Source organism: Corallococcus sp. AS-1-12, from assembly GCF_020036995.1.
Taxonomy (GTDB): Bacteria; Myxococcota; Myxococcia; order Myxococcales; family Myxococcaceae; genus Corallococcus.
Window position 1 is genome coordinate 190,320 of sequence record NZ_JAIQDD010000005.1, and the last position, 23,136, is coordinate 213,455.

Here is a 23,136-nt window from a genome sequence, read left to right on the forward strand (position 1 = left end):
GAGCTCCGGGACGGCGATGGGACACACGTCCCCTGTGCACGGCCGTGGCCAGGGGGCCGGCTCGTGGAATCAGGGTGTTGGCAGGGGGTGGAGGTCCGTCTTCGGGATGGCCCTCCACGCCCGGGGACGCTCAGCGCAGGGCTTCGCGGATGCGCCGCTCCGCCAGCGCCGTCAGGGCCGGAGCGGCATCCGCTCGCGATGCGGCGCCCTCCCACTGGGGAAAGCGGCTGCGGTGGTACGGCGGAAGGCCGCGGAGGGCCTCCTGCCGCAGGGCTTCGGGGGCTGCCTCCAGGAAGAGGGCCAGACGGTGCGCGCCGTCCGCCCGCTCGCCGAACTCCAGCGCCACCTTGCCCTGCCGCTGGGCGGAGGGCATGGCGGCGAAGCGCTCCAGGTGGCGCAGCGCCCTGCCCGCTTCGGCGTCCACCAGCCCCCCCAGTAGCTCCGCGGCGCGGTCCCGCGCCAGGACACAGACGACCAGCGCGATGCGTTCCAACGGCAGGGACAGCGCGGGCAGCGTGACCTCCGCCACCGTGGCCCGTGGTGCTTCCTTCCTCGCGGGCAGGAGCTTCCGGGCCTTGCGCAGCACCCGTCCCACACGTGTGACGTCCATGGCGCGTGCTCAGGCCAGCTTGCGCGTGGAGCCCGGCGTCACCACCGGCCTCGCGGGCGTGGGCGGTGCGGGCGGCGCGGCGGGCGGCTGCTCCGACAGGGCCCGGTAGTGCCTCCAGCGCAGCGTCGTCCAGACGAGCGCTCCGGACAGCCCCGTCACCAGCACGCCCAGCAGGGCGAGCACCACGCGCAGCCGCAGCGGGACGGGACCTCCCTTCGGGGACGGCGCCTCCACGTGCGTCGTCACCTCGTCCACCAGCAGCGAGACCGCCTCCGGTGACAGCCCCTCCACGCCTCCCGCGATGAGCTCACGCAATGTGTCCGCCGACTTGCGGACGCGGGTTGCCTCGCCGGGCGCCGTGCGCAGCATGGCCGATGCCTTCGAGGGCGCGGGCGCCTGTCCCGGCCTCGGCGGCGGTGGGACCACCAGGTGCACGCGCGCCAGCAGGACGCCGTCCACCGTCTGGAGCGTCTTCTCCAGCTCCCGCTCCATCCCCCGGACACGGCAGACCTGCTCCTCCAGCGGCGAGCGCACCAGCCCGCTCCCGCCAAACACGTCGCAGCCTGTCTCCGCCGCGAGCCGGGGCAGCCCCAGCTCCGCCAGGATGCGCACCGCGTCCGAGGACTGCGCGTCCGTCACCTCGATGGCCCAGGTGGGTTTCTTGCCCGGCTCGGGCACCTTGCGCGCGTCGAGCCCCCGCTCGACGAGCACCGTCTGCAGCTCGTTGGCCTGACGCTCGTCGAGGCCGTGCTGGATGCGCTCCCGGCACGCCGAGGCGCCCAGGAGCAGGAGGAGACAGAGACAACGAAGGGGAGCGGAACGCATGGAAGAGAGGACTCCTCACACCTGGGTCTGGAGGACCTGCTTGACGCCGCCGGTGGCCTTCTCGACGACCTTGCCGGCGAGATCGAGCTCCTGACTGGCGCGGTAGACGTGGGCCTGGAGCGCGAGCAGCTCAGCGGGACTGAACGTGCGGCCGGACTCGGCGAGCTTCAGGATGTGGTCCAGCCGCTGCTGCGCCTGCCCCACCCGGTCCAGCACCTCCACCGCCTGCTGACCGCGCGCGGCCTGGGCCGAGTCCACGCGGGCCCCCGGCTTCACCTCCGCGCAGCCCGCCTTCGCCCGCTCCACCCCGTCCGCACGCGACGTGCCGGCGGTGGCCTCGGTGGGCGTGCGCACCGGCTTCGGCGGCCCCTCCGTCGTCACCGGCACGGGGCGCGACGGTGGCGTGCGCACGCCCTCCAGCACCTTGCCGAACGTCTCCCTGCCGGACTCCACCGCGGGCGACGGGCCCGCGCCGCCCACGGCTCCCAACTTGTCGATGGCCATCGCGAACGCGCCTCAGCGGATGTTGTTGATGGCGGCCTTCGCCGAGTCGTGGCGGACCTTCATGATGTTGGAGAGGGCGTTGTGCTCGCGGCTCTCCTTCTGCATCTCGTTCTGGAGCGACAGGTAGGCCATGTTGAACTTCTGGCCGTCCGCGGCCATCAGCTTCTGGGCCTCCAGCAGGTCCCACGCGTCCCCCTGCCCCGCCGCCGCGCTCCCCGTCGAAGCCGCCATCCCCGCAGTGCTCGCGCGCGCCGACATCGCGGAGGCGCCGCCCGCCGCCGGCACCGACGACACCGCTTCGGCCGGCACCGCCGCGGACACCGTGCCCGCCAGCGAGGACACCACCGCGCTGGAGATGGCCCCCGACGGCAACATGCCGCCCACGAGCCCCGCGCCCGTGCGCACCACCTCGCGCGCCGCTCGCGCCAGCGTGGGGCCGAACTCCGTCTTCGGCGTCTGGCGCGCGATGGACGGGGCGATGCTCAACGACGGGATGCGACGGTCTTCCAAGGGGTGCCTCCGGCAGGGATTCGCCGGGGCTGCCTTCCACCGTCCGTGCCAAGGGCCAACCCCTTGAAACGACAGGGGCGCGCTCCGTCCGCTTCGCGTCAGGCGTCTCCAGTGCGCGCGCTCCACGTCCACGGCGCGGGACGGCTGGGGAAGACCCGAAAACTTGCCACCGCGCCAACCTGCTTCACAGTTGTCGCGTCCTGTCGCACCCGAAGGTGAGCCCCCGATGATGAACCCCTCCAATGGTCCCCGTCCGAACGAGCGCGAGCGCTATCACCCGCGCGTCGAAGCCCGGCTCCAGGTGAAGGTGCTCCTGTCGGGCCGGACCGTGACGGCGCAGGCGCGCGACATCTCCATGAACGGCCTGTTCCTCCAGGCCCACCCGGCGGACTCGCAGCGCGCGCTCACCATCGCCCTGCCGCTGCCGGGCGACCGGGAGCTGGTCACCATGTGCACCATCCGCCGCCGGGAGGTGGACGGCGTCGCACTGGAGTTCGGCGAGCTGGACTGGGACGACCTCATCGCCCTGGCCCGCTTCCTCCACCCCCACCTGCCGTAAGGCGGCCGGTGGAGCGCGTCAGTCCGCGGCCGAGCGGGCCGCGCGCAGCCGCTCCACCAGGTCCATCAGCTCCGCGCCGCGGAAGGGCTTGTGGATGTAGCCGTCCGCGCCCGCCAGCGTCGCGCTCTCCACGTCCGACTTCTTCGCCTTCGCGGTGAGCATGTAGAGCGGCACCTTCGCCGTGACCGGGTCGCTCTTCAGGATGCGGCACACGGAGACGCCGTCCAACTGCGGCAGCACCACGTCCATCAGGATGAGGTGGAAGTCGCGGTCGCGGGCCAGCTTCAGGCCTTCGAGGCCATTGGCCGCGCACACCACGTCCACCGCGCCGTCGCTCAACATGGAGCGCACCAGCTCGCGGATGACGGGCTCGTCCTCGACGAGCAGGATGTGGAATGGCGCTTGCGCGTTGCCAGCCATGATTCCTCGGGGCCCCTCGTAGGCCATTGCCCTGGCGGCGTCCAGCGAAGCGACGCCTCCCGGCAGCCCTCTGTACGAAAGCGGTCCCCTGCCGGTTTTCCCTCCGGGCAGGGTCGCTCCGGCCCCGCCTAGATTTCGGCCACGCCGTCGCGCTCGGCCCAGCCCTCCAGGCCGTTGGGCAGGCGGATGCGGACGTACTTCCCCGTCTCCTCCAGGAGCTGCACCTTCAGGCCGGCGTGCACCTCGAAGAGCGAGCGCCCCTCCGAGCGGGGCAGCTCCCGCGCCACCAGCGTGGGCGCCAGCACCACGGCCTCGTGCACGTTCTGGTGCACCCAGATGTGCGCCCCCAACAGCAGCGCCGCCGGCACCGCCGCCGTGAGGCAGAGGCCGGCCACCACCGCCACCGCCGTGCTCCGCATCGAGGGGAAGGCGCGCCGGAAGAGCAGCAGCGCGAAGCCCACCAGCCACGCGACGAAGAAGACCCAGGCCACGGCGGCGCCGTCCGTCGCGGCGGCCAGCCGGGGGAGGAAGGCCTCGTCGGCGGCGGCGCCCACGACCTTGTCCACCTGCCGCGCCCGCGCCAGGGCCAGGTTGGCCTCCAGGTCCTCGGCGCGTCCGCCCTGCTTCCGGGCCTGCTCCAGCGCCAGCACCGCGCGGCCCAGGTCGCCCCGGGCCAGGTGCGTGGTGCCCAGGTTGTAGAGCACGTCCGGCCCGCCGAAGCCGTGGGCGAGGAGCTTCTCGTACTGGGCCTGCGCGTTGGCGTAGTCCTCGCGGCCATACGCGTCGTTGGCCTGCTGGAAGACGGCCTCCGCTTCCTCGGCGGTGTAGTAGCCCTGCGTCGCCGCGTCGCTCATCACGCCCAGCCCTCCATCACCGCCGCCGCGGTCGCCAGCACCTTGCGCCGCTCGCCCGGCTCCACCCCGCCGCCGTAGCGGCCCAGGTCGCACGCCTCCAGCACGAAGAGCACGCGCGCGCGCCGCTCCGCGTCCACGCCCGCCGCCGCCAGCTTCTCCCCGAGCGCCTCGCGCGTCAGCCCGCCCACGGGGAGACCCAACTGGGCCGCCAGGAAGCCCACCATCGCCCGCTCCACCTCCACGTAGAACGCGCCCGCGTCCGCGCCCGCCTTGAGCTTCTCCGCCTCCGCCAGCCGCTTGCGCGCGGCCTTCGCCTGCTGACGGCCCTTGCCCGCCTCCGAGCGGGTGGCCAGCCGGCCGCGCATGCCGCCCGCGAGCGCCACGCCCGCCAGCAGGCCCAGCGGCGCCAGCACGCCCGCGACGAAGAAGGGCCGCATCCACACGGGCTGGGACGGCCCCACGAAGTGGGCCCGGGCGCGCACCGGACGCAGCCCCCCGGTGGCGAGCACGTTCTTCTGCTCGTTGGCCGCGTCCGCCACCTGCGAGGGCGTCATCGTCGACGGCAGCGAGGACACGCCGCCCGCGCCCGCCTCCACGGTGAGCGTCACGGGGTCCGTGCGCGCCGTCTCATACTGGCGCCGCGACGGGTCGAAGTACGGGAAGCGCAGCTCCGGCAACGTGAAGGTGCCCGTGCGCTGCGGCATCACCAGGTACTCCACCACGCGGCGGCCCTGGATGCGGTTGCGGTTGGGCGTGAGCCGGTCCGTCGTCGTGGGCTCGTAGATCTTCAGCGCGGCCGGGCCGGTGAGCTTCGGCGGGGTGACGTTCTTCACGTTGCCCTGCCCCTCCAGGATGACCTTCACCGTGATGGGCTGCCCCAGCTCCACGCGCGTCTGCGACACGTCCAGCGACAGGCGCCACGAGCCCACGTTCGCGTTGGACATGTCGGGCGGCGCGCCGTTCGGCAGGGGCCGCACCTTCACCTTCAGCCCGTTGGAGACGCGGTGCACGCGGTGGCCCGCGAAGAGGAAGCCCGTGGTGATGTCCGCCTCCGCCGGGGTGATGAGCAACGTGCCGGACTTCACCGGGAAGAGCGCGCGGCGGCGCAGCAGGTAGGCGCGGTACGGGATGCCGTCCACCACCTTCTGCTCGCCCGTGAGCTGCGTGGGGCTCTCCACCTCCTCCGTCCAGAAGCCCTCCAGCTTGGGCATCGTCACCGCGTCCACGCTGGACAGGTCCACGCGCGAGTAGATGTAGAGCGACAGCGTGGCCTGCTCGCCCACGTAGAGGTCGTCGCGGTCCAGGCTCGCGCGCAGGAACAGGTCCGAGTCCCCGCGCGGAATCACCGGCTCGTCGTCCCGCAGGTCCGAGTCGTCGTCCCCGAACGGGTCCGGCATGTTGCGGAAGTTGCGGAACGGATCCGGCAACTGCGGCCGGCCGCCCTGCTGCGCCTGGGGCGCGTTGCCCACGCGGCCCTCGCGCACGGTCAACTGCACCGCGTCCGTGCGGTACGTGCGGCCTCCCGCGGTGAGCGTGGCGGGCGGCAGCGTGAGCCTGCCCGCGCGCAGCGGGCGCATCAGCAGCTCGTGGCGGGTGATGTCCTGGATGACGGCGGGGCCGCCGCCGGACAACGAGATGGAGCGCTGGCTGCCGCGCGACGAGGAGAGCACCTCGAAGTCGTTGGACTCGGGCAGGCGCACCTGGGCGTTGGACGGCGCGTCCACCACCACCACGGTGAGCTTGAAGGTGTCGCCGGTGCCCACCTCGGTGCGATCCACCGTCTGGTAGAACTCGATGTCCGCCGCCCACGCTGGCGCCGTGGCCAGCAGGGCGAGCACGGCGAGCAGCGCCGTGCGCCCGCTACCAGTCCTTCTCATTGGGCTTCCTCTGCTTCTTCTTCTGCTGGAAACGCCAGAGCTGGAGATTCTTCTCGTTCTGCTTCATCGCATCCAGCAGGCGCTCGGCCTCCTGCCGGTCGACGTCGCCCGGCGAACTTCCGCCGTCGCGCGGCTTCGACTCCGTCTCCTCCTCGCCCTCGCTGCCGCCGTCCGCGCCGCCATCGCGCGAGTCGCCCTCGCCCTCGTCCTGGCCTCCGTCGGCCCCACCGTCCGCGCCGCCGTCGCGGGAGCCCCCGTCGCCGCTGCCGCCGTCCTGGCCCCCGTCCGCGCCACCGTCGCCGGGGCCGGCATCACCGCCGCCTCCGTCCGCGCCGCCGTCCTGACCGCCATCCTGGCCGCCGCCGTCCTCGCCTCCGTCGGCCCCACCGTCCGCGCCGCCATCCGGACCGCCGTCCTGGCCTCCGTCCTGCGGCGTGCCGCCGTCACCCTTCTGGCCGCCGTCCTCGCCCGCGTCCGGACGTCCGCCGTCGTTGCCGCCGTCCTGGCCTCCGTCGGTGCCGCCATCCGGGCCGTTCTGCGGCGGAGGCAGGTCGCGCAGCACCACCTCGTAGTTGTGCCGGGCCTGCGGATCCGTGGGGTCCAGCGTGAGCGCCTTGCGGTAGGACTTGAGCGCCTCCGCGCGGTCGCCCGACGTGGCCGCCAGGTTGCCCAGGTTGTACCAGCTCTTCTGCGCCAGGTCGGGCTGGCGCGAGGACTCCGCCACCTGCTTGAAGGCCTCGCGCGCCTCCGCGTTGCGGCCCAGCTTCGCCAGCGCGTCCGCGCGGTTGAACTCCACCGTCGGATCATTGGGCCGCTCCTTCTTCGCGGCCTCGAAGTCCTTCAGCGCGTCCTCGTAGCGTCCGGCCGCGTAGGCCTCGCGCCCGCGCTGCACCAGCGGGTGGTCCTTCTCCAGCGGCCCCACCGCCCACGCGGGCCCCGGCAGCGCCAGCAGGCCCGCCAGCCCCACCGCCATCGCGCGCGCCGCGCGCCGCCGCATCGGTTGCGTGCTCATGCGGCCCTCCGGCGCGAAGGGATGAGCGCCATGCCCAGCACCAGCAGCACCAGCCCGGGGACGGCGAACCACTGGAAGCGCTCGTCGTAGCGGACCGTCACGCGGCTCTCCAGCTCGCTCTTCTGCAACTGGTCGATGCGCTCCACCACCTGCCCCATGGCCACGCCGTTGGGCTGGTAGAAGAAGGCGCCGCCCGTGGCGTCCGCGATGGCCGTGAGGCCCGCGCGGTCCAGGCGCGTGATGACCGTGTCGCCGTTGGAGTCCTTCTTGTAGTCCACGAACTCGCCGCGCCGGTCATAGACGGGGATGGGCTCGCCGGAGTCCGAGCCCACGCCCACCGCGAGCACCTGCACGCGCGCGTCCTTGAGCGCCTCCGTGGCCTCGCGCACGTCGCCCGTGAGGTCCTCGCCGTCCGACAGCAGCACCACCACGCGCTCCTTGGAGCCCCGGTCCGCGTTGTCCAGCACCTGCTTGGCCAGCCGCAGCGCCGCGCCCACGTTCGTGCCGCCCTGGGGCATCGCGTCCGGATCCACCGCGCGCAGGAACAGCTTCACCGCCGAGTAGTCCGACGTGAGCGGCGACTGCACGAACGCGTCCCCCGCGAACACCACCAGGCCCGCGCGGTCGCCCTTCAGCTCATCCAGCAGCGTGTTGAGCTCCAGCCGCGCGCGGTCCAGCCGGCTGGGCTGCACGTCCCTGGCGAGCATGGACTTGGACGCATCCAGCGCCACCACCACGTCGATGCCCCGGCGCTTCGTCAGCTCGCTCTTCGTGCCGCACTGGGGCTGCGCGAGCGCGAGCCCGAACAGCATCAGCCCCAGCCCGTAGAGGCCGCCCTGCACCGCCGGCCGCCACACGGACACGCCGGGCGCGAGCGCCGTCACGTGGCGCTCCGCGATGAGCGCCGACAGCCGCGTCCTGCGGCCCAGCGCCTTGAGCAGCGCGAGCAGCCCCAAAAGCAGGCCCACCAGGAGCAGCCCCAGGAACAGCGGCTGCGCCAGGCCCACCTGATAGCCCAGGAGCGTGAAGCGCCAGGCCTCCACCGTGGGCATCATGGGAACACCCGCAGGACGGTGGCGCGCAGCAGCAGCTCCAGCGCGGCGAGCCCGAAGGCCACCAGCAGGAACGGGTGGAAGTTCTCCTTGTACGTGGCGCTGGCGCCGCCCTCCATCAGCTTGGAGCGCTCCAGCGCGTCCAGCACCTTCTGCAGGCCCTGCTTGAGGCCTTCGGGGTCGGTGGCGCGGTAGTACTCGCCGCCGGTGCGGTCCGCGATGTCCTGCATCAGCTCCGGGTTGATGGGGATCTCCGTCTCGCGCCACACGGTGTTGCCGAACAGGTCCGTGCCCTGCGGGAAGGGCACCTTGCCGCCCTTGCCCACGAGGATGGTGTAGATGGGGATGTGGAGCGACGCGGCCATGTTCGCCGCGTCCAGCGGGGAGATCTTGCCGGCGTTGTTGTCGCCGTCGGTGATCAGCACCACCACGCGGCTCTTCGCGTCGGAGTCGCGCAGTCGGTTGAGCGACGTGGCGATGGCGTCACCAATGGCCGTGCCGTCCTCCAGCACGCGGGTGCGCAGTTGCTTGAGCACTTCCTTGAGCACGCCGTAGTCCAGCGTCAGCGGGGACTGCGTGTACGCGGCGCCGGAGAACACCACCAGGCCCAGGCGGTCGTTCACGCGGCCGGAGATGAAGTCGGTGAGCACCTCCTTGGCCACGTTGAGGCGGTTCTGCGGACGGAAGTCACCGGCCTCCATGGACGTGGACAGGTCCAGCGCCACCACGATGTCGATGCCCTCCACCGACAGGTCGCGCACGCGCGAGTCGCGCGACTGCGGCCGGGCGATGGCCACCACCGCCGCCACCACCGCCGCCACGCGCAGGATGGGCAGGAGCGGCAGGAGGTACGTGCGGAAGCCCCGCCCGCCCTTCGCGAAGACGTGCGCGGCGGAGAAGCGCAGCGTGGCGCGGCGCTTGCGTTCCCAGAACGCGAGCGCCAGCAGCAGCGGCGCCAGCAGCAGGGCCCAGAGCGCCTCCGGGTTATTGAACGCGAGGTCCGGGGGCAGCATCGGGCTTGGGGGGAGCGGGAGGAACGTACGTCCTGGCGAGCAGGTCGTAGCCGAAGGCCAGCGCCTGATTGCAGGACTCGGGGGAGGCGTCGGCGCGGGCGTACTTCACCATGTCCGACTCGGAGACGAAGCGCATCAGCGCGTCCTCCGGCAGACCCGGCGTGGGCAGCCGGCGCAGGGACGCCATCAATTCGGACGACGTGCACTCCAGGGCCTCGAAGCCGTAGCGCTCGCCCAGGTAGCCGCGCACGATTTCGGAGAGGCGGAAGTAGAAGTCCTTCACGTGGCCGCGGCCGGGCAGGTCCTCGCGCTTGAGCGCGTCCAGGGACTGGCGCACGCGCACGTCCAGCGGCAGCACGGGGACGAGCTTCTCGCGCCTGGGCCGGCGCTGCCACCAGCGCACCAGCAGCCAGGCCGCGACGGCCACCGCCAACACCACCGCGAGCACGTAGAGCAGCGTCCAGGAGCGGATGGGCACTTCCTGCGGGGGCTGATAGTCGAACAGCTCCGCGCCCTGCCCCTGCGCGTCCGGCGGCAGCGTGGAGGTCACCTCCACCGTCTTGCCCTTGAGCACGAAGCGGCGCGGCCCCTCCGGCGTGGTCACGTCGAAGGTGAGGTCCGGCAGCCGCACGTCGCCCAGCTCGAACGCGGAGAAGCGCAGGCCGAACGTCGTGGTCGCGTCGTTCGCCTGGTCCTGGCGCTGGCGCGTCTGCTGGAGCAGCTCCACCGGGCCCTCACCCGTGGGCGCCACCAGCTCATAGCGCTGGTCCTTCGGGTGCGTGAGCGTCACCTGGTAGGTGAAGGGCTCGCCGATGTGCACCGACTCCGGCTCCACCCGCGCGGACGCGCCCGTGGGCGCCACCGTCTCCAGGGCGACAGGGGCCTTGGGGGCGCCAGGAGCCGGGGCCTGGGCCCACACGGCCGGCGACCCGACGAGGAGGACGGCCGCGAGGACGAGCGCGTGTCTCATGCCGCCATCCTCCGGGCCCGCGCGCGGAAGAAGTTCGCCAGCGCCTTGCCGTGATCATCCCCGGCGCGCAGCTCCACGTGGTCCAGCTCCAGCTTCTTGAACAGCTTGCGGCGCTCGTCGCGCTGGGCCTGCATGGCGCGCATGAACCTGCCGCGCACGGCGGTGGAGCTGGTGTCCACGACGAAGCGCTCGCCCGTCTCCGGGTCCTCCATCTCCACCAGGCCGTGGGCGGGGAAGCGGTGCTCCAGCGGATCCTCGATGACCACGGGCACCAGGTCGTGGCGGCGGCCGACGAGGCGCAGCGGCTTCTCGTAGCCCGTGGCCATGAAGTCCGACACCAGGAACGTCACGGCCTTCCGCTTGGACACCTGCGTCAGGTACGTGAGCCCCGCGGACAGGTCCGTGCCGTGGCCCTTGGGCTGGAAGGTGAGGATGTCGCTCACCAGCCGCAGCACGTGCATGCGGCCCTTGCGCGGCGGGACGACCTTCTCCACCCGGTCCGAGAAGAGGATGAGCCCCACGCGGTCGTTGTTCGCGATGGCGCTGAAGGCGATCTGCGCGGCCACCTCCGCGGCCACCTCCGCCTTGGTGCGGTCCTTGGAGCCGAACTCGTTGGAGGCGGACACGTCCACCAGGAGCATCACCGTGAGCTCGCGCTCCTCGGTGAAGACCTTGATGAAGGCCTCGTTCATGCGCGCGGTGACGTTCCAGTCGATGAAGCGGATCTCGTCGCCGGGCTGGTACTGGCGCACCTCGGAGAAGGCCATGCCGCGGCCCTTGAACACCGAGTGGTACTGGCCGGCCAGCATGTCGGAGACCACCTTGCGGGTGCGGATCTCCAGCTTGCGGATGCGGCGGATGAGGTCCTTGGGCAGCACGGGCGCGCTCTTACCGGGGCCTGGTCAGGGGACTTCCACGCGGTCGAAGACGCGCTGGATGATCTTCTCCTGGGTGAGCTCCTCGGCCTCCGCCTCGTAGGTCATCGCGATGCGGTGGCGGAGCACGTCGAAGGCGATGGCCTTCACGTCCTCCGGGGTGACGAAGCCGCGGTGGCGCAGGAAGGCGTGCGCGCGGGCCGCCTGCGCGAGCGCGATGGTGGCGCGCGGCGAGGCCCCGAACTGGATGGAGTCCGCCAGGTCCTTGAGGCCGTAGCGCGCGGGCTCGCGCGTGGCGAACACCACGTTGAGGATGTACTCCTTCACCTTCTCGTCCATGTAGATGGCGTGGACGAGCTCGCGCGCGCGCACCAGGTGCTCCAGCGCGATGACCCGCTGGGCCTTGGGCGACGAGCCGCCGGCCATGCGGTCCATGATGACCTTCTCCTCATCCCGGGTCGGGTAGCCCACCTTCACCTTGAGCATGAAGCGGTCCACCTGCGCTTCGGGGAGGGGGTAGGTGCCCTCCTGCTCGATGGGGTTCTGGGTGGCCAGCACGAGGAACGGTGAAGGCAGGCCGAAGGTCTGGTCGCCGATGGTGACCTGGCGCTCGGCCATGGCCTCCAGGAGGGCGGACTGGACCTTGGCGGGGGCGCGGTTGATTTCGTCCGCGAGGACGATGTTCGCGAAGATGGGCCCCTTGCGGACGGTGAACGCGGCCGTCTGCTGGTTGTAGATCATGGTGCCGACGAGGTCCGCCGGCAGCAGGTCGGGCGTGAACTGCACGCGCATGAAGGTGGCGCTGAGCGAGTCCGCCACGGTGCGCACGGTCAGCGTCTTGGCGAGTCCGGGCACGCCCTCCAGGAGGACGTGGCCGTTGCACAAGAGGCCGATGAGGATGCGTTCGAGCATGTACCGCTGCCCGACGATGACCTTGCCGGTCTCCTGGTTGAGGACCTCGACGAAGCTGCTTTCCTGCTGCACGCGTTCGGTGAGCGCGCGAATGTCGGTGTTCATGTCCCCTCTGTCGGCCTGGGCGGCGGGCAGCCTAGGGTTCCCGGGCGTCCGGCTCAACACCGCTTTGGGCCGGACATTCCGTCAAGCCGCCCCGTGCCGTAAAGGGTCATCTCCCATGTCCCGCCCGCCCCCGCCCCGCCGCTCCGCCCTCCCCCCTCGCTGGGACGCCTCCGGCCGCCCCGGAGCCCCGGGCGCCACGCCCCCCGTGGGCCCGGTGGAGACGGGGCTCCTGGCCCAGTTGGCCCCGGCCGTGGCGGCCCAGGTGCACTGGCTGCCCGGGGGTGGCGCGGTGCGGATCCTCGAAGGGGGCCCCCCCGAGGGCGCGCGCTCCACGGTCGTCTTCCTCCATGGGCGTGGGAACGCGGCGACCCACTGGTTCCCGTACCTGACGGCGCTGGCCCGGCACCACCGGGTGCTGGCCCTGGACCTGCCCGGCTTCGGACAGTCCACCCCGGCCGACGTGCACGTGAAGACCGCGGAGGACGCGGTGCGCTTCTTCACGGCGCCGGTGGAGGAGGCGCTGGGGATGGTGGCGCCGGGGCCGGTGTCGGTGGTCGGCCACTCGCTGGGCGGGCTGGTGGCGCTGGAGCTCGCGCTGCGCGGCGCGGTGCCGGTGGAGCGGCTGGTGCTGGTGGACGCGATGGGGCTGGGCCCGGAGATGCCGCGCGCCTCGCGCCTCTTCTTCCGCGCGGGGCCGGAGCGGCTGGCGCGCAACCTGGGCCCCTGGGCGATGGCGCGGATGCTGCCGCCGCCCCCCACGCCGCTGGGAGAGAAGCTGGGCGCGCTGGGCTACGAGCTGTTGAGCGTGCCCGGCGGGAGGCCCGAAGCCGCGCAGGCCTTCAACGCGCTGGTGCCGCTGACGGGGCCGCTGTTCCACCGCCGCGAGCGGCTGGGCGAGGTGCAGGTCCCCGTGCTGATCATCTGGGGCGAGCGCGACGAGACGCTGCCCGTCTCGATGGCGGACGAGGCCGCGCGCCGCCTTCCCCAGGCCCGGGTGCTGCGCGTGGCGTGCGGACACAGTCCGCAGTTGGAGCATCCCGAGCGCGTGCTCCCCGAGCTGAAGGCCTTCCTGGACGCGGAGCGCTCCGGGCCGTGAGCGGGCGCGGTGTCCCCGGCGTCACGTGAACCGGGTACAGTGCCCGGCCGTGCCGAAAGACTTTCTCGACTTGGAGGCGACGCCGGAGCGCTTGCACGCGCTGGCGGACGCCGGAATCCTGGGCCCGGACGCGTACGGGCGAGCGCTGCATCTGGCGGTCGCCTCGCCGTCGCGGCCCGCGTGGCGCGCGTTCCTGTCCACGACGTTGATGGCCCTGGGCTCGCTGCTGGTGCTGGCGGGCGTGGTGTACTTCTTCGCCTTCAACTGGGCGGAGCTGGGGCGCTTCTCGAAGCTGGGCCTCATCTGCCTGGGCATCGCTGGAGCGGCGGTGGGCGCGTGGCGGCTGGGCGACCGGCCCGCGGGCCAGTTCGCGCTGCTCGCGGCCGCGGTGCTGGTGGGCCCGCTGCTGGCCGTGTACGGGCAGGCGTACCAGACCGGCGCGGATCCATATGAGCTGTTCATCGGCTGGGGCGTGCTCATCCTGCCGTGGGTGGCGCTGGCGCGCTTCACGCCGCTGTGGATGCTCCAGCTCGTGCTCGTCAACACGGGCGTCATCCTCTTCTGGGGCCAGCGCATGACGCGCTTCGGTTCCTACGAGGCGCGGCTCGCGCTGGTGCTGGGGCTGCTCAACGGGTTCGCCTGGGCGACGTACGAGCACTTCGCCCACCGGAAGGTGTCCTGGCTCCAGGGGCGGTGGATGCCCCGCGTGTTGTCCCTGATGACGCTGATGCCGCTGGTGACCCTGGGCATCCTGTTCATCGTGAGCAAGCACGACCGCTCGCTGGAGTCCGCCCTGTCCCTGCCGCTGGTGCTGGGAGCGCTGGTCGCCATCTACGCCCTGCACCGGCACCTGCATGGGGAGCTGTTCCTGCTCACCGTGGCCGCGCTGAGCATCATCACGCTCGTCACCACGGCGGTGGGCTACTTCCTCATGGAGTCCATGCACGCCGAGGAGCTGACCCTCTTCATCCTGCCCCTGGTGCTCATTGGCGAGGTGGGCCTGGCGGTGTACTGGCTGCGCCACGAGTCGCAGGCCACGGGCGTCTCGGAGGAGACCTGACCATGTCCCTGCGACCGACCATCCAAGACGTGCTGGCGGGGCTCAAGGCCGAGGGCCACGTGGACGCGGAGGTGGACGCACGCGCCCGCACCGCCCTGGAGATCCGTCAGAAGACGCTGGGGGCCTCGCCCTGGTTCGTGAAGGCGCTGGCCGGAGGAGGCGCGTGGCTGTCCGCCGCCTTCCTGCTCAGCTTCTTCGCCTGCGTGGGCCTGTGGAAGGAGGAGGTGGCGCTCACCGGCCTGGGCCTCGTGCTGACGGTGGCGTCGGTGTTCCTGCGCCGCAGCACCCAGGGCCCCTTCATGGAGCAGCTCGCCCTGGCCCTGTGCATGGCGGGCGTGGGCGCGTTCCTCGTGGGGCTGGGGCAGTTGGAGCAGGACACCCTCACCCTCGCGTTCGCGGGGGCGGCAGCGTCCATCGCGCTGCTCGCCGTGTTCCCGGACCTCATCCTCTACTTCCTGGCGACGGTGGGGCTCTGCGTGTCCGTCGGCGTGTTCGCGCTCGACGCCGTGGGGGGCGCGGGCGTGGACGCGTGGATGCTCCTGTGCGCCGCCGCGCTCTCCGGCACCCTGCTCTTCGAGCCGCTGCTGCGGCGCGGGCCCCTGGGCGCTCGCGTGGGCCCCATCGCCTTCGCGCTCGCGTGCGCCGTCCCCGGGTGGCTGCTGTTCCGCAGCTTCGAGAGCTCGCAGGAGGGCTTCCGCTACGTCTTCCGCTTCGAGAGCGAGTTCGTGCCGAGCGCGTACCTCGCCCTCCTGCTGGCGCTCCTCCTGCTGTGGACGGGGTGGCGGGTGCTGCGCGAGCTGGGGCTGGCGCGGGAGCAGCGCGTCTGGATTCCCGCGGTCTGCGCGCTCGTGCTGCTCACGGGGATGACGCTGAACACGCCGGGCGTGCTGGTGGCGGTGCTGATGCTGACGCTCGGCTTCCACCGCCGCAGCCGCGTGATGCTGGGGCTGGCGGTGGCGTTCCTGCTGACCTTCGGCGCGTACTACTACTACGACCTGCGCATCACGCTCCTGGCCAAGGCCCTGGCGCTCACGGGCAGCGGGCTGGTGCTGCTGGGCGTGCGGCAGTTCTTCCTGCGGCGGCAGCCCGCCGCCCTCACGGAGGCCCGATGAAACGCGGCGCCGTCATCTTCGGTGGGCTCGCGCTGGTGTTCGTCGCGCTCGCCTTCCTCGTCGTGCAGAAGGAGACCGTGCTCGCGCGGGGGCAGCCCGTGCTGCTGCGGCTGGCTCCGGTGGATCCTCGCTCGCTCATCCAGGGCGACTACATGGTGCTCGACTACGCCATCAACCAGGGCTGGCGCGAGGGCCGCGAGCAGCCCCAGGAGGACGGCAACGTGGTGCTGCGCCTGGACGAGCACAACGTGGGCGAGTTCGTGCGCTACGAGCCGCCGGCCTCCACGCTCGCGCCCGGCGAGGTGCGCCTGCGCTTCCGCATCCGCAACTCGCAGATGCGGCTGGGCGCGGAGGCCTTCTTCTTCCAGGAGGGCCACGCGGAGCGCTACGCGAACGCGCGCTACGGCGAGCTGCGGGTGACGGACAACGGCACCAGCGTGCTCGTGGGCCTGCGCGACGAGAACTACCAGCCGCTGGGCAGCGCCATCCACTGAAGGCGCGCCCCCTTCGTCAGTCCGCGTCCTCGTTCTCCAGCAGGTCGGAGAACGGGGAGCCGTCCTCGCCCAGCGCCTTGTAGAGGCCGTCCACCTTCTCCAGCTCGCGCTTGAGCGCCTTGTGGTGGTTGCGGTTCTTCACCAGGCTCTCGCGGCCCAGCAGGCGGAAGGCCTCGTCGCGGCCCACCTGGCGGATGGCCAGGCCCAGCACCAGCCCGCGGAAGCCGTCCGCGTGGTCCAGGTCCAGCGGCGTGCCGCGCCGGCGCGCCTCGCCGACGAAGGCCTGGGCCGCGGCCCGCAGCGCCTCCGGCAGCGGCCGGCCGCCGGGGGACTGCTCGTAGTCCAGCGCCCGCGCCACGTGCTTCTCCTGGAGCACCAGGTCGCCCGTGCCGCCCGCGTGCTCCACCATCGCCAGCGTGTACGCACGCCGCACGATGTTGTCGAGCTGCCGCAGGTTGCCCGGCCAGGAGCTGGTGGTCAGCAGCAGCTCCGCCTCCGGCGCCAGCCGCGCGGAGCCGTCCGGCAGCCGCTCGCGGTGACGGCGGTTCACCATGTACCGCGCCCAGAGGGGGATCTCGTCCTGCCGGTCCTGCAGCGGCGGCATGCGCACCGGCAGCACGTTCACGCGGTAGTACAGGTCCTCGCGGAAGCGGCCGGCGCGCACCTGCGCGTGCAGGTCCGCGTTGGTGCCGATGATGAAGCGCACGTCCGCGAGCTTCTCGCCGGTGCCCTCGCCCAGCGGCCGGTAGCTGCGCGACTCCAGCAGGTGCAGCAGGCCCGCCTGCGCCTTCAGCGACAGCTTGTCGATTTCGTCGATGAACAGCGTGCCGCCGTCCGAGCGGGCCACCACGCCCGGCGCGTCGCGCACCGCGCCGGTGAAGGCGCCCTTCTTCCAGCCGAAGAGCTCCGCCATCTGGAGGTCCTCCGGCACCGTCACCAGGTCCAGCGTCTCGAAGGGCTTGCCCCGGCGGCCGGAGCGCTCATGGCACCAGCGCGCCAGGCGCGACTTGCCCGCGCCCGTGGCCCCGCTCACCAGGATGGTCTCGTCCTGGAGCGCGAAGGTGCGGAGGATGGGCAGCAGCTCCGCCATGGAGCGGCCCACCACGGGGAGGAACTCGTCCACCTCCGGCGTGGCCACCGGCCGCTGCGGCAGCGCGGTGAGGTACGGCGCGGCGATGTCCGTGAGCAGTTGGAGCAGGTCCCCGGCGTCGCGCCAGACGAACTCCTGCCCCATGGCGGCCAGACAGTCCGCCTCCAGCGAAATCATGCCCTCCATGCCCGAGGGCGTGCGCAGGGGCAGCACGCACACGTGCGTCGCGTGGCGCCCCAGGAAGCGCTGCTTGCTCTCGTTGCTGTGGAAGCCCGCGAGGCCCGGGTCGCCCGTCACCGGCGCGTCCGGCGCGTGCGGCTGCACCGTGCCGATGTTCACGTCGATGGACACCGCGCACCGGTGCTCCACCACCGCGCGCCAGGCCGTGGCGGAGGTGAAGAACGGCGTCCCGACGCCCGCGTCCGTCACCTCGCGCGCGCCCACGTCCAGCGCCGCCAGCCGGCGGTACGCTTCACCGGGGCGGAGGTGGACGATGCCGCGCAGGACCCGGGCCCGGCCCGCATAGCGGCTGGCCGCCACCGCGCCTTCCGCCACGGCCAGCATCCGGCGCAACGTCGCAGCCGCCGCGGTTTCGAAGTCCCTGGAATCCCGAAGCGCAGCCATGAGCTGCGCCAACTCGTCTTGCATCCCCTCGCCTCTCGTGCCGAAGCCGCGCCACCGCCGACCGGCGAAGCCGTCCAGAAAACAGACGCGGACTCTATCGGAGATGACGGGGAGGTGCGGGTTCAGATGGAGAGCGCGGAAGGAGCGGCCCCTCCTTCCGCGCTCCGGGTGCATCCGGATGCGGTACACGCCGTTGCCAGCGTATGGGCGGGACGCATTGCGGATGTCGTGCCAGAAGGGAAGTCCAATGATTTCGAGGGGTCACGAGGAGACCCCCCTCCAGGCTGCGTCCGACTGGAACGCAAGCGCGTCCGGACAGGACGCAAAGCCCTGCCGTTCGACCCCCGAGGCCTGACGAACCCGGCCGGCCGTCCAGGCGGACAGCCGGGTCATTCCATACCAGTCAGGGAGAAGTGGGGCAGGCTCCAGCCCCGCCAGACGCTGACCATGCGCAAGCCGAAGCAGGCGGCGCCGCCCCTGTCCCCGCCGCCACGGAGGGTTCCATGGCGCAAGAGGCTAGCACCCGCGAACCGGAGGCCCGCGACCCGGCGCGGGCGCTCCATCCACCGAACGACACCCCGGCGGGGCGCGCGGCGTCAGGCCTTGGAGGCGGTGTCCGGCTTGAGCACGAAGACGCGGTCCAGGCGCGGGCTGCCGCGCCCCACGGGCGAGTCCAGGTCGTAGTCGAAGTCGAACGTGGCCACGACGCGCAGGCCGGACTTGCGGAACAGGCGCTTCACCTGGGCCTCGTCGTACGTGCGGAAGTACCACGTCGTCTCGATGAGCCAGTCCTTGTCCGGCCCGGTGACGCGCAGGCGGTTGCGCATGGGCGAGCGGCGCAGGCGCTGCTCCGGCAGGCCCTCGTGCGTGTTGCACACGACCTTGTCCGCGCCCACCTGCCCCACCCAGCGCTCGTGCTCCGGGCCGGAGCGCGCGTAGTCCGTGAGGTGGAAGCCCAGCACGTAGATGCCGTCCGGCTTGAGCAGGCGGCGGGTGCCGGTGAGGTGCTCCACCGCAGCCTTCTCGCTGTCCAGGTAGCGGAAGGTGGACACCAGCGTGTGGGCCAGGTCCACGCGCCCCTCCAGCGACGGGTCGAAGAAGTCCTCCATGCGCGCCTGGGACAGCTTCACGCGGCGGCGCTCCGCGGGGGACAGGCGCTTGCGCGCGTGCGCGAGCATGGCCTCCGACAGGTCGTAGCCCGCGACCTTCAGGCCCCGGCGCGCGGCCTCCGCCACCAGCCGGCCCGCGCCGCACGCGGGCTCCAGCCACTGGTTGCCTCCCGTGCCGAAGCGCCGGCTCAGCGCCTGGAGGAAGTCCGCCTCCCGCACGGTGTCCGTGCCGAAGATGGCCTCGTAGTACTCCGGGTGCTCGTACCAGTCCTTGCGTCGTTCCATGGTGCCGTCAGTGCTCCGTGTGCCCCAGGACGCGCGCGAGCACGAACATCACCAGCAACCCGGCTGCCAATGCCACCAGGTTGCGTCCGGGCTTGTCCCTGCCGTGCTTGTTCACGTGCGGCAGCAGGTCCGACACGGCGATGTAGAGGAAGGTGCCGGCGGAGAAGGCCAGGGCCTTGGGCGCCAGCGACTGGAAGCGCATCACCGCGTCGAAGCCGAAGTAGAGCACCGCGCCCACCGGCACCATCAGGCCGTACAGCGCGGTGTACGCCAGGATGGTGCCGCGCTTCTTGCCCTCCGCCTGGAGGATGGACGCGAGCGACAGCGACGAGGGCACCTTGTGCGCGGTGATGGCCAGCAGCGCCATGGCGCCCACGCCCTCCTTCACCGAGGAGCCCAGGGCGATGCCGTCGAAGAGCGTGTGCGTGGACAGGCCCAAAAACGCGCTGAGGCCCAGCGCGTGGCCGTGCACGTGCTCGGCGCAGTCCGGCGGCTCCTCGCAGGTGTGGGCCACCAGGTAGCGCTCCAGCACCAGCACGAAGAGGAAGCCCATGGGCACCAGCGCGAAGGCCCACCAGCCGCCGCCCTCGTACGCCTCCGGGAGCATGTGGAAGAAGGCCGCGCCGAACATCACGCCCGCCGCGAAGGCCAGGAACGTCACGAGCCGCGTGGAGCGGTCATTGAAGATGACCACGCCCGCGCCGGCCAGCGCGCTCGCCACGACGATGAAGGAGTACAGGATGACTTCTGCCACGACCGGCGACATGGGGCGCGCACCCTACTCCCAAAACGACGCCGTCAGTAGCTTCGCACCACCAGCACCTCCACCCGCCCCGGCCTCACCTCCACCAGGTGGGTGGTGGGCCGGCCCGGTGCATCCACCTGGACGGTGTGTTTTCCCGGAGGAAGCCGGAAGCGCGCCACCTGGAACTCCGCCGGCAGTGAAAGCCAGGAGCGCAGGTCGGCCTGGTTGCCCGCGTTGAGCACCAGGAAGGCGAGCAGCCCCAGCTCCTTGCTCTTCGTGAGCGCGCCCACGCCCGCGGCCACGCCCGCCTTCGCCACCGCGCCCGCGAGCTGCTTCGCCAGCATGCGGCCGATGCGGTCGTTCAGGTGCACCTGGGCCACGCGCGACAGCGACGTCACCGTCACCGCCGCTTGCGCCTGGCCCTCCACCGACACCCGCACCGGCGGTGTGCCGCCGCGGTCCCGGTACACGGGCACTTCAATCAGGTCCCCGGAGTCGCCGTAGTCGCGCGACGCCCGCTCCTTCTGGGGCGACAGGCCCGCCTCCACCACCACGACGAGCTGCCCGTCGCCGGGGCCCAGCGCGTCGTGCGCCACGTCCGGGAACTTCTGGGAGAGCATGGCGTAGGCGTCGTCGCGGCCCGTCTTCTTGGCCAGCCGCAAGAGGGGCTCCACCAGCCCGCCCAGCCGGGGCTCCAGCTCGTACGCCTTCATGTAGTCGATGAAGGCCGAGTCCCACTCGTGCTGGTCCTCGTACAGCACGCCGCCCAGGTAGCGCGCGATGGCGAGCTGCTCGTACGGCTTCTTCTCCTCGGTGATCATCTTCTCCAGGCGCTCGTTGACGCGGCGGACCTCCACGAGCGCGTCCTCGTCCCGGCCCAGCTCCGCGTAGTTGAGCGCCTGGAGGACGGAGATCATCAGCTTCTCGAAGTCCTCGCCCCGGTAGGCGCGGCGCCGCTCGTTGCTGAGCAGGATGCCGGCCTCCTCGCTCACGGAGGTGACGTCCAGCAGCGCGCTCATCTCGTCCGCCTGGGCCAGCACCTTCGTGCTCTCCTCCCACTGCCCGGACGCGTGCAGCACCATGCCCTTGTCCAGGAGCAGCAGGAGCTGGTCGCGCTCGGGGGCCTCCTTCTGCTCGTCGTCCAGCGCACGCAGGGCGCGCGGATAATCGGAGGCCTGGTACGCGGAGCGCGCGGAGGCCGTGCGCGCCACGTAGTCACTGGCGCAGCCCGTCCCCAGGAGGGAGGAGGCCAGGACGAACAGCAGGCCCCAACGCGCCGCCGGTGAGGCGGAGGCGCGCGGGGCCTGGGGGGCGATGTCGGGGAGGTTGGACACGGCGGACGGCTACCAGCTCACGCCCTGCTTCTCGAACTTCTTGCGGATCTGCTTCTCGTCCGTCCAGGCGATCGTGCCGGTGCGCACGTCGTTCAGCTTCGCCGTCATCTTGTAATAGACGAGCTTGTCGCGGCCGACCTCCTGGATGATGGAGGCGAGGTCGCCCGTCATCAGGAAGTCCACCGACGCCTGCTGGCCCGGGGCCTTGGCGGCGTTCGGGTTCACGTAGCCGGACTGCTGGTACTCGTACTCCTCCGCGATGTCCTGGCGCGCCTGCTGGTCCACCAGCGCGAAGCGGCCCGTCTGCGCGAGCGCCGTTTGAATCTTGTCCCCCAGCGAGCGCATGTCGATGTGCTCGCTGGTGCTGTTGCGCAGCTTGCCCACGAGGACGATGGGCAGGGCCTGGCCCTGCGGCGGGGCCTGGGCGAAGCGCGGGGAGTTGGCGAGCGACTCGGCCATCTTCTTCGCGATGAGCTGCAGGTCGTTCTCGTTGAAGCGGTCGCCCAGCATCTCGATGGTGTTGGGGTCCTCGTAGGTGCCGCGCGTGAAGGCGCGGGGGCCTCCACAGCCGGCGAGCGACACGGCGACGAGGGCGGACAGCAGCAGGCGGCGGGTGTTCATGGTGGGGTCGACTCCTAGTTCCATTCGCATTCGAAGCGGCTGCCTTCGAAGTTCCACTTGTAGGCAAGCACCGCGTCGCGGCGGTAGCCGGCCGTCAGCCGGCAGAGGCTCTGCAGGGACGCGCGCGGATAGTCGAAGGTGTACGTCTGCGCCTTCGCGCGCTCCTGCGGGGTGAGCTGCGAGGGGTGCGTGAGCGTGGGGCTGGCGCTGGCGGCCACCATCACGCGGTGCGCGCCGTACGTCTTGAGCGGCACGTGGCCCGCGAGCTGGATGCGGCGCACCGTGCGCGCCACCATGATGTCGCTGCGGTCCACCATGGTCTCGTGGCTGTTGCGGCGCTGGAGCAGCTCCGGGAGGTTCGCGGAGAACACGCGGGTGATGTCCCCGTCGTCCACGAAGAAGTAGAGGAACGCCTCGCGCGCGGTGCGGCTCTCCCCGGTGAAGTCCAGCGTCACCAGGATGTCCAACTGCCGGTTGGGCGCCAGGCCATGGCGCGACACCGCCGCCAGCACCGTCTTGTCCACGCCCGCCTTCTTCAGGCGGATGAGGCCGTCCGCGCTCGCGTCGCAGGCGCAGCGCCGCTCTTCGATCATCTTCACCAACTGCGCGGGCTCGAAGCCGGCCTGCGACAGCTTGGTCAGCTCCTCGTCGGTGAGCGGGATCTGATCCGAGCGCTCATAGATGCGCGGCAACTGGTTCGGGTCCCACTGGATGATGTTGTAGGTCTGCACGTCCCCGGACGGGAACGGCAGCGCCACGGACGGCGAGGCGGCGCGAGGCGCCTGGGCCGTGGTCAACGCGACAGCGGCGGCGAGCAGTTGAGCGATCATGGCGTGTCCGTCAGAACCGGTATCCGACGTTCATGAACAACCGGTTCGTGACTCCTCCTCCCCCGATGGGGATGTCCGGCGAGTAGTGCAGCCCCATGAGCACGCGGTCGCGGCGGTCCAGGAAGAGCTCCGCGCCCACCTGCGGCGAGATGGCGAAGCGGAGGCCCTCGCCCTCCGGGATGACGATGGCGCCCGCCTTGAGGCCCAGGGTGAAGGCCACCGGCCAGCCCCAGCTTCGGAAGGTGGGGCCCACGTTGCCGATGAAGCGCCCCCCGTCGAAGACGTAGCCGCCGCTGACGTCCAGGCGGTACCAGTCATCTCCCCAGAGGGACACGGTGGCGCCGACGTACAGCGGCGGGCCCTCCGGCGCGCCCGCGGGGTTCTCCCGGGAGTTGATGGCCGCGCCCCAGTCGAACTGGAGCGACACGCCCCGGCGGTTGTCGCCGTAGCCCCCCGTGCCGTACTCCGACTCCTCGGGCCCGTCGGTGCGGCCCCGCTCCTGGGCGCTCGCGGTGAGCGGCGCGGCGACGGCCAGGAGCGCCAGGGCTCCGCACAACGTGACAGGACGCTTCATCTCTTTGGACTCCCCAGCGAGGGTGCGATTGCTCTTACGCGCGTCTTACGCCGCGTGGGTCGAC

The 23,136-nt window shown here is 71.8% G+C and carries 25 protein-coding genes; 5 read left to right on the top strand and 20 right to left on the bottom strand.

Annotated elements, in window-relative coordinates:
• Positions 1 to 130: 130 nt before the first annotated feature.
• The 4 genes from K8556_RS10450 to K8556_RS10465 are packed head-to-tail and all read right to left on the bottom strand — an operon-like array spanning position 131 to position 2,449.
• Complete coding sequence (locus K8556_RS10450) at positions 131 to 610, bottom strand: hypothetical protein (protein ID WP_223739891.1); 480 nt, start codon at positions 608 to 610, stop codon at positions 131 to 133.
• A gap of 9 nt (positions 611 to 619) precedes the next feature.
• On the bottom strand, positions 620 to 1,435 hold the full coding sequence (locus tag K8556_RS10455) for a flagellar M-ring protein FliF (protein WP_223739892.1): 816 nt from the start codon (positions 1,433 to 1,435) through the stop codon (positions 620 to 622).
• 15 nt (positions 1,436 to 1,450) lie between these two features.
• Positions 1,451 to 1,939 carry an ATP-dependent helicase HrpB gene (locus tag K8556_RS10460; protein ID WP_223739893.1) on the bottom strand — a complete coding sequence of 163 codons (489 nt, stop codon included), beginning with the start codon at positions 1,937 to 1,939 and terminating at the stop codon, positions 1,451 to 1,453.
• A gap of 12 nt (positions 1,940 to 1,951) precedes the next feature.
• Positions 1,952 to 2,449, bottom strand: a complete 498-nt coding sequence (locus tag K8556_RS10465; RefSeq protein WP_223739894.1) for a hypothetical protein — start codon at positions 2,447 to 2,449, stop codon at positions 1,952 to 1,954.
• A gap of 226 nt (positions 2,450 to 2,675) precedes the next feature.
• Here K8556_RS10465 and K8556_RS10470 point away from each other — a divergent pair, with 226 nt between their 5' ends.
• Positions 2,676 to 3,008 (top strand): PilZ domain-containing protein, encoded by a 333-nt coding sequence (locus K8556_RS10470; RefSeq protein ID WP_014398934.1) that lies wholly within the window; start codon positions 2,676 to 2,678, stop codon positions 3,006 to 3,008.
• Between the two features lie 18 nt (positions 3,009 to 3,026).
• Here the strand turns inward: K8556_RS10470 and K8556_RS10475 are convergent, their stop codons facing one another.
• From K8556_RS10475 to K8556_RS10515, 9 genes are all read right to left on the bottom strand, one after another.
• On the bottom strand, positions 3,027 to 3,428 hold the full coding sequence (locus tag K8556_RS10475; RefSeq protein WP_223739895.1) for a response regulator: 402 nt from the start codon (positions 3,426 to 3,428) through the stop codon (positions 3,027 to 3,029).
• Between the two features lie 128 nt (positions 3,429 to 3,556).
• A complete protein-coding gene (locus K8556_RS10480; RefSeq protein WP_223739896.1) occupies positions 3,557 to 4,282 on the bottom strand; it encodes an SH3 domain-containing protein in 726 nt (241 codons plus the stop codon).
• The gene (locus K8556_RS10485; RefSeq protein ID WP_223739897.1) at positions 4,282 to 6,159 is read right to left on the bottom strand and encodes a BatD family protein; all 1,878 of its coding nucleotides are present in this window, start codon (positions 6,157 to 6,159) and stop codon (positions 4,282 to 4,284) included. Before K8556_RS10485 ends, K8556_RS10480 begins: the two co-directional genes overlap by 1 nt.
• The gene (locus K8556_RS10490; RefSeq protein WP_223739898.1) at positions 6,143 to 7,171 is read right to left on the bottom strand and encodes a tetratricopeptide repeat protein; all 1,029 of its coding nucleotides are present in this window, start codon (positions 7,169 to 7,171) and stop codon (positions 6,143 to 6,145) included. Before K8556_RS10490 ends, K8556_RS10485 begins: the two co-directional genes overlap by 17 nt.
• A complete protein-coding gene (locus K8556_RS10495; protein ID WP_223740136.1) occupies positions 7,168 to 8,223 on the bottom strand; it encodes a VWA domain-containing protein in 1,056 nt (351 codons plus the stop codon). Before K8556_RS10495 ends, K8556_RS10490 begins: the two co-directional genes overlap by 4 nt.
• A complete protein-coding gene (locus K8556_RS10500; protein ID WP_306799595.1) occupies positions 8,223 to 9,233 on the bottom strand; it encodes a VWA domain-containing protein in 1,011 nt (336 codons plus the stop codon). The genes K8556_RS10495 and K8556_RS10500 overlap by 1 nt, the downstream gene beginning before the upstream one ends.
• Entirely contained in the window at positions 9,208 to 10,206 is a 999-nt protein-coding gene (locus tag K8556_RS10505; RefSeq protein ID WP_223739900.1) for a hypothetical protein, read from the bottom strand. The genes K8556_RS10500 and K8556_RS10505 overlap by 26 nt, the downstream gene beginning before the upstream one ends.
• A complete protein-coding gene (locus tag K8556_RS10510) occupies positions 10,203 to 11,084 on the bottom strand; it encodes a DUF58 domain-containing protein (protein WP_223739901.1) in 882 nt (293 codons plus the stop codon). The genes K8556_RS10505 and K8556_RS10510 overlap by 4 nt, the downstream gene beginning before the upstream one ends.
• Before the next feature lie 24 nt (positions 11,085 to 11,108).
• Positions 11,109 to 12,098, bottom strand: a complete 990-nt coding sequence (locus K8556_RS10515; protein ID WP_223739902.1) for a MoxR family ATPase — start codon at positions 12,096 to 12,098, stop codon at positions 11,109 to 11,111.
• Between the two features lie 115 nt (positions 12,099 to 12,213).
• Between K8556_RS10515 and K8556_RS10520 the strand changes: the two genes are divergently transcribed.
• From K8556_RS10520 to K8556_RS10535, 4 genes are read left to right on the top strand one after another with little or no spacing between them, the layout of a single operon-like run.
• Positions 12,214 to 13,194 (top strand): alpha/beta fold hydrolase, encoded by a 981-nt coding sequence (locus K8556_RS10520; RefSeq protein WP_223739903.1) that lies wholly within the window; start codon positions 12,214 to 12,216, stop codon positions 13,192 to 13,194.
• Positions 13,195 to 13,243: 49 nt separating this feature from the next.
• A complete protein-coding gene (locus K8556_RS10525; protein ID WP_223739904.1) occupies positions 13,244 to 14,254 on the top strand; it encodes a DUF2157 domain-containing protein in 1,011 nt (336 codons plus the stop codon).
• A 2-nt stretch (positions 14,255 to 14,256) separates the two neighbouring features.
• On the top strand, positions 14,257 to 15,366 hold the full coding sequence (locus K8556_RS10530; protein ID WP_223739905.1) for a DUF4401 domain-containing protein: 1,110 nt from the start codon (positions 14,257 to 14,259) through the stop codon (positions 15,364 to 15,366).
• Complete coding sequence (locus K8556_RS10535; RefSeq protein ID WP_223739906.1) at positions 15,363 to 15,860, top strand: GDYXXLXY domain-containing protein; 498 nt, start codon at positions 15,363 to 15,365, stop codon at positions 15,858 to 15,860. Before K8556_RS10530 ends, K8556_RS10535 begins: the two co-directional genes overlap by 4 nt.
• Positions 15,861 to 15,876: 16 nt before the next feature.
• Here the strand turns inward: K8556_RS10535 and K8556_RS10540 are convergent, their stop codons facing one another.
• The 7 genes from K8556_RS10540 to K8556_RS10570 form a co-directional block, all read right to left on the bottom strand.
• Positions 15,877 to 17,574, bottom strand: a complete 1,698-nt coding sequence (locus K8556_RS10540; RefSeq protein WP_370639909.1) for a sigma-54-dependent transcriptional regulator — start codon at positions 17,572 to 17,574, stop codon at positions 15,877 to 15,879.
• A gap of 596 nt (positions 17,575 to 18,170) precedes the next feature.
• Positions 18,171 to 18,968, bottom strand: a complete 798-nt coding sequence (locus K8556_RS10545) for a bifunctional 2-polyprenyl-6-hydroxyphenol methylase/3-demethylubiquinol 3-O-methyltransferase UbiG (RefSeq protein WP_223739908.1) — start codon at positions 18,966 to 18,968, stop codon at positions 18,171 to 18,173.
• Between the two features lie 7 nt (positions 18,969 to 18,975).
• Entirely contained in the window at positions 18,976 to 19,734 is a 759-nt protein-coding gene (locus tag K8556_RS10550; protein WP_223739909.1) for a ZIP family metal transporter, read from the bottom strand.
• Between the two features lie 32 nt (positions 19,735 to 19,766).
• Positions 19,767 to 21,047 (bottom strand): hypothetical protein, encoded by a 1,281-nt coding sequence (locus tag K8556_RS10555; RefSeq protein ID WP_223739910.1) that lies wholly within the window; start codon positions 21,045 to 21,047, stop codon positions 19,767 to 19,769.
• 9 nt (positions 21,048 to 21,056) lie between these two features.
• On the bottom strand, positions 21,057 to 21,668 hold the full coding sequence (gene lpoB / locus K8556_RS10560; protein WP_223739911.1) for a penicillin-binding protein activator LpoB: 612 nt from the start codon (positions 21,666 to 21,668) through the stop codon (positions 21,057 to 21,059).
• A 14-nt stretch (positions 21,669 to 21,682) separates the two neighbouring features.
• Positions 21,683 to 22,498 (bottom strand): hypothetical protein, encoded by an 816-nt coding sequence (locus K8556_RS10565; protein ID WP_223739912.1) that lies wholly within the window; start codon positions 22,496 to 22,498, stop codon positions 21,683 to 21,685.
• A 10-nt stretch (positions 22,499 to 22,508) separates the two neighbouring features.
• Positions 22,509 to 23,072: a hypothetical protein gene (locus K8556_RS10570; protein WP_223739913.1), complete on the bottom strand. Its 564-nt coding sequence runs from the start codon at positions 23,070 to 23,072 to the stop codon at positions 22,509 to 22,511.
• Positions 23,073 to 23,136: the final 64 nt, after the last annotated feature.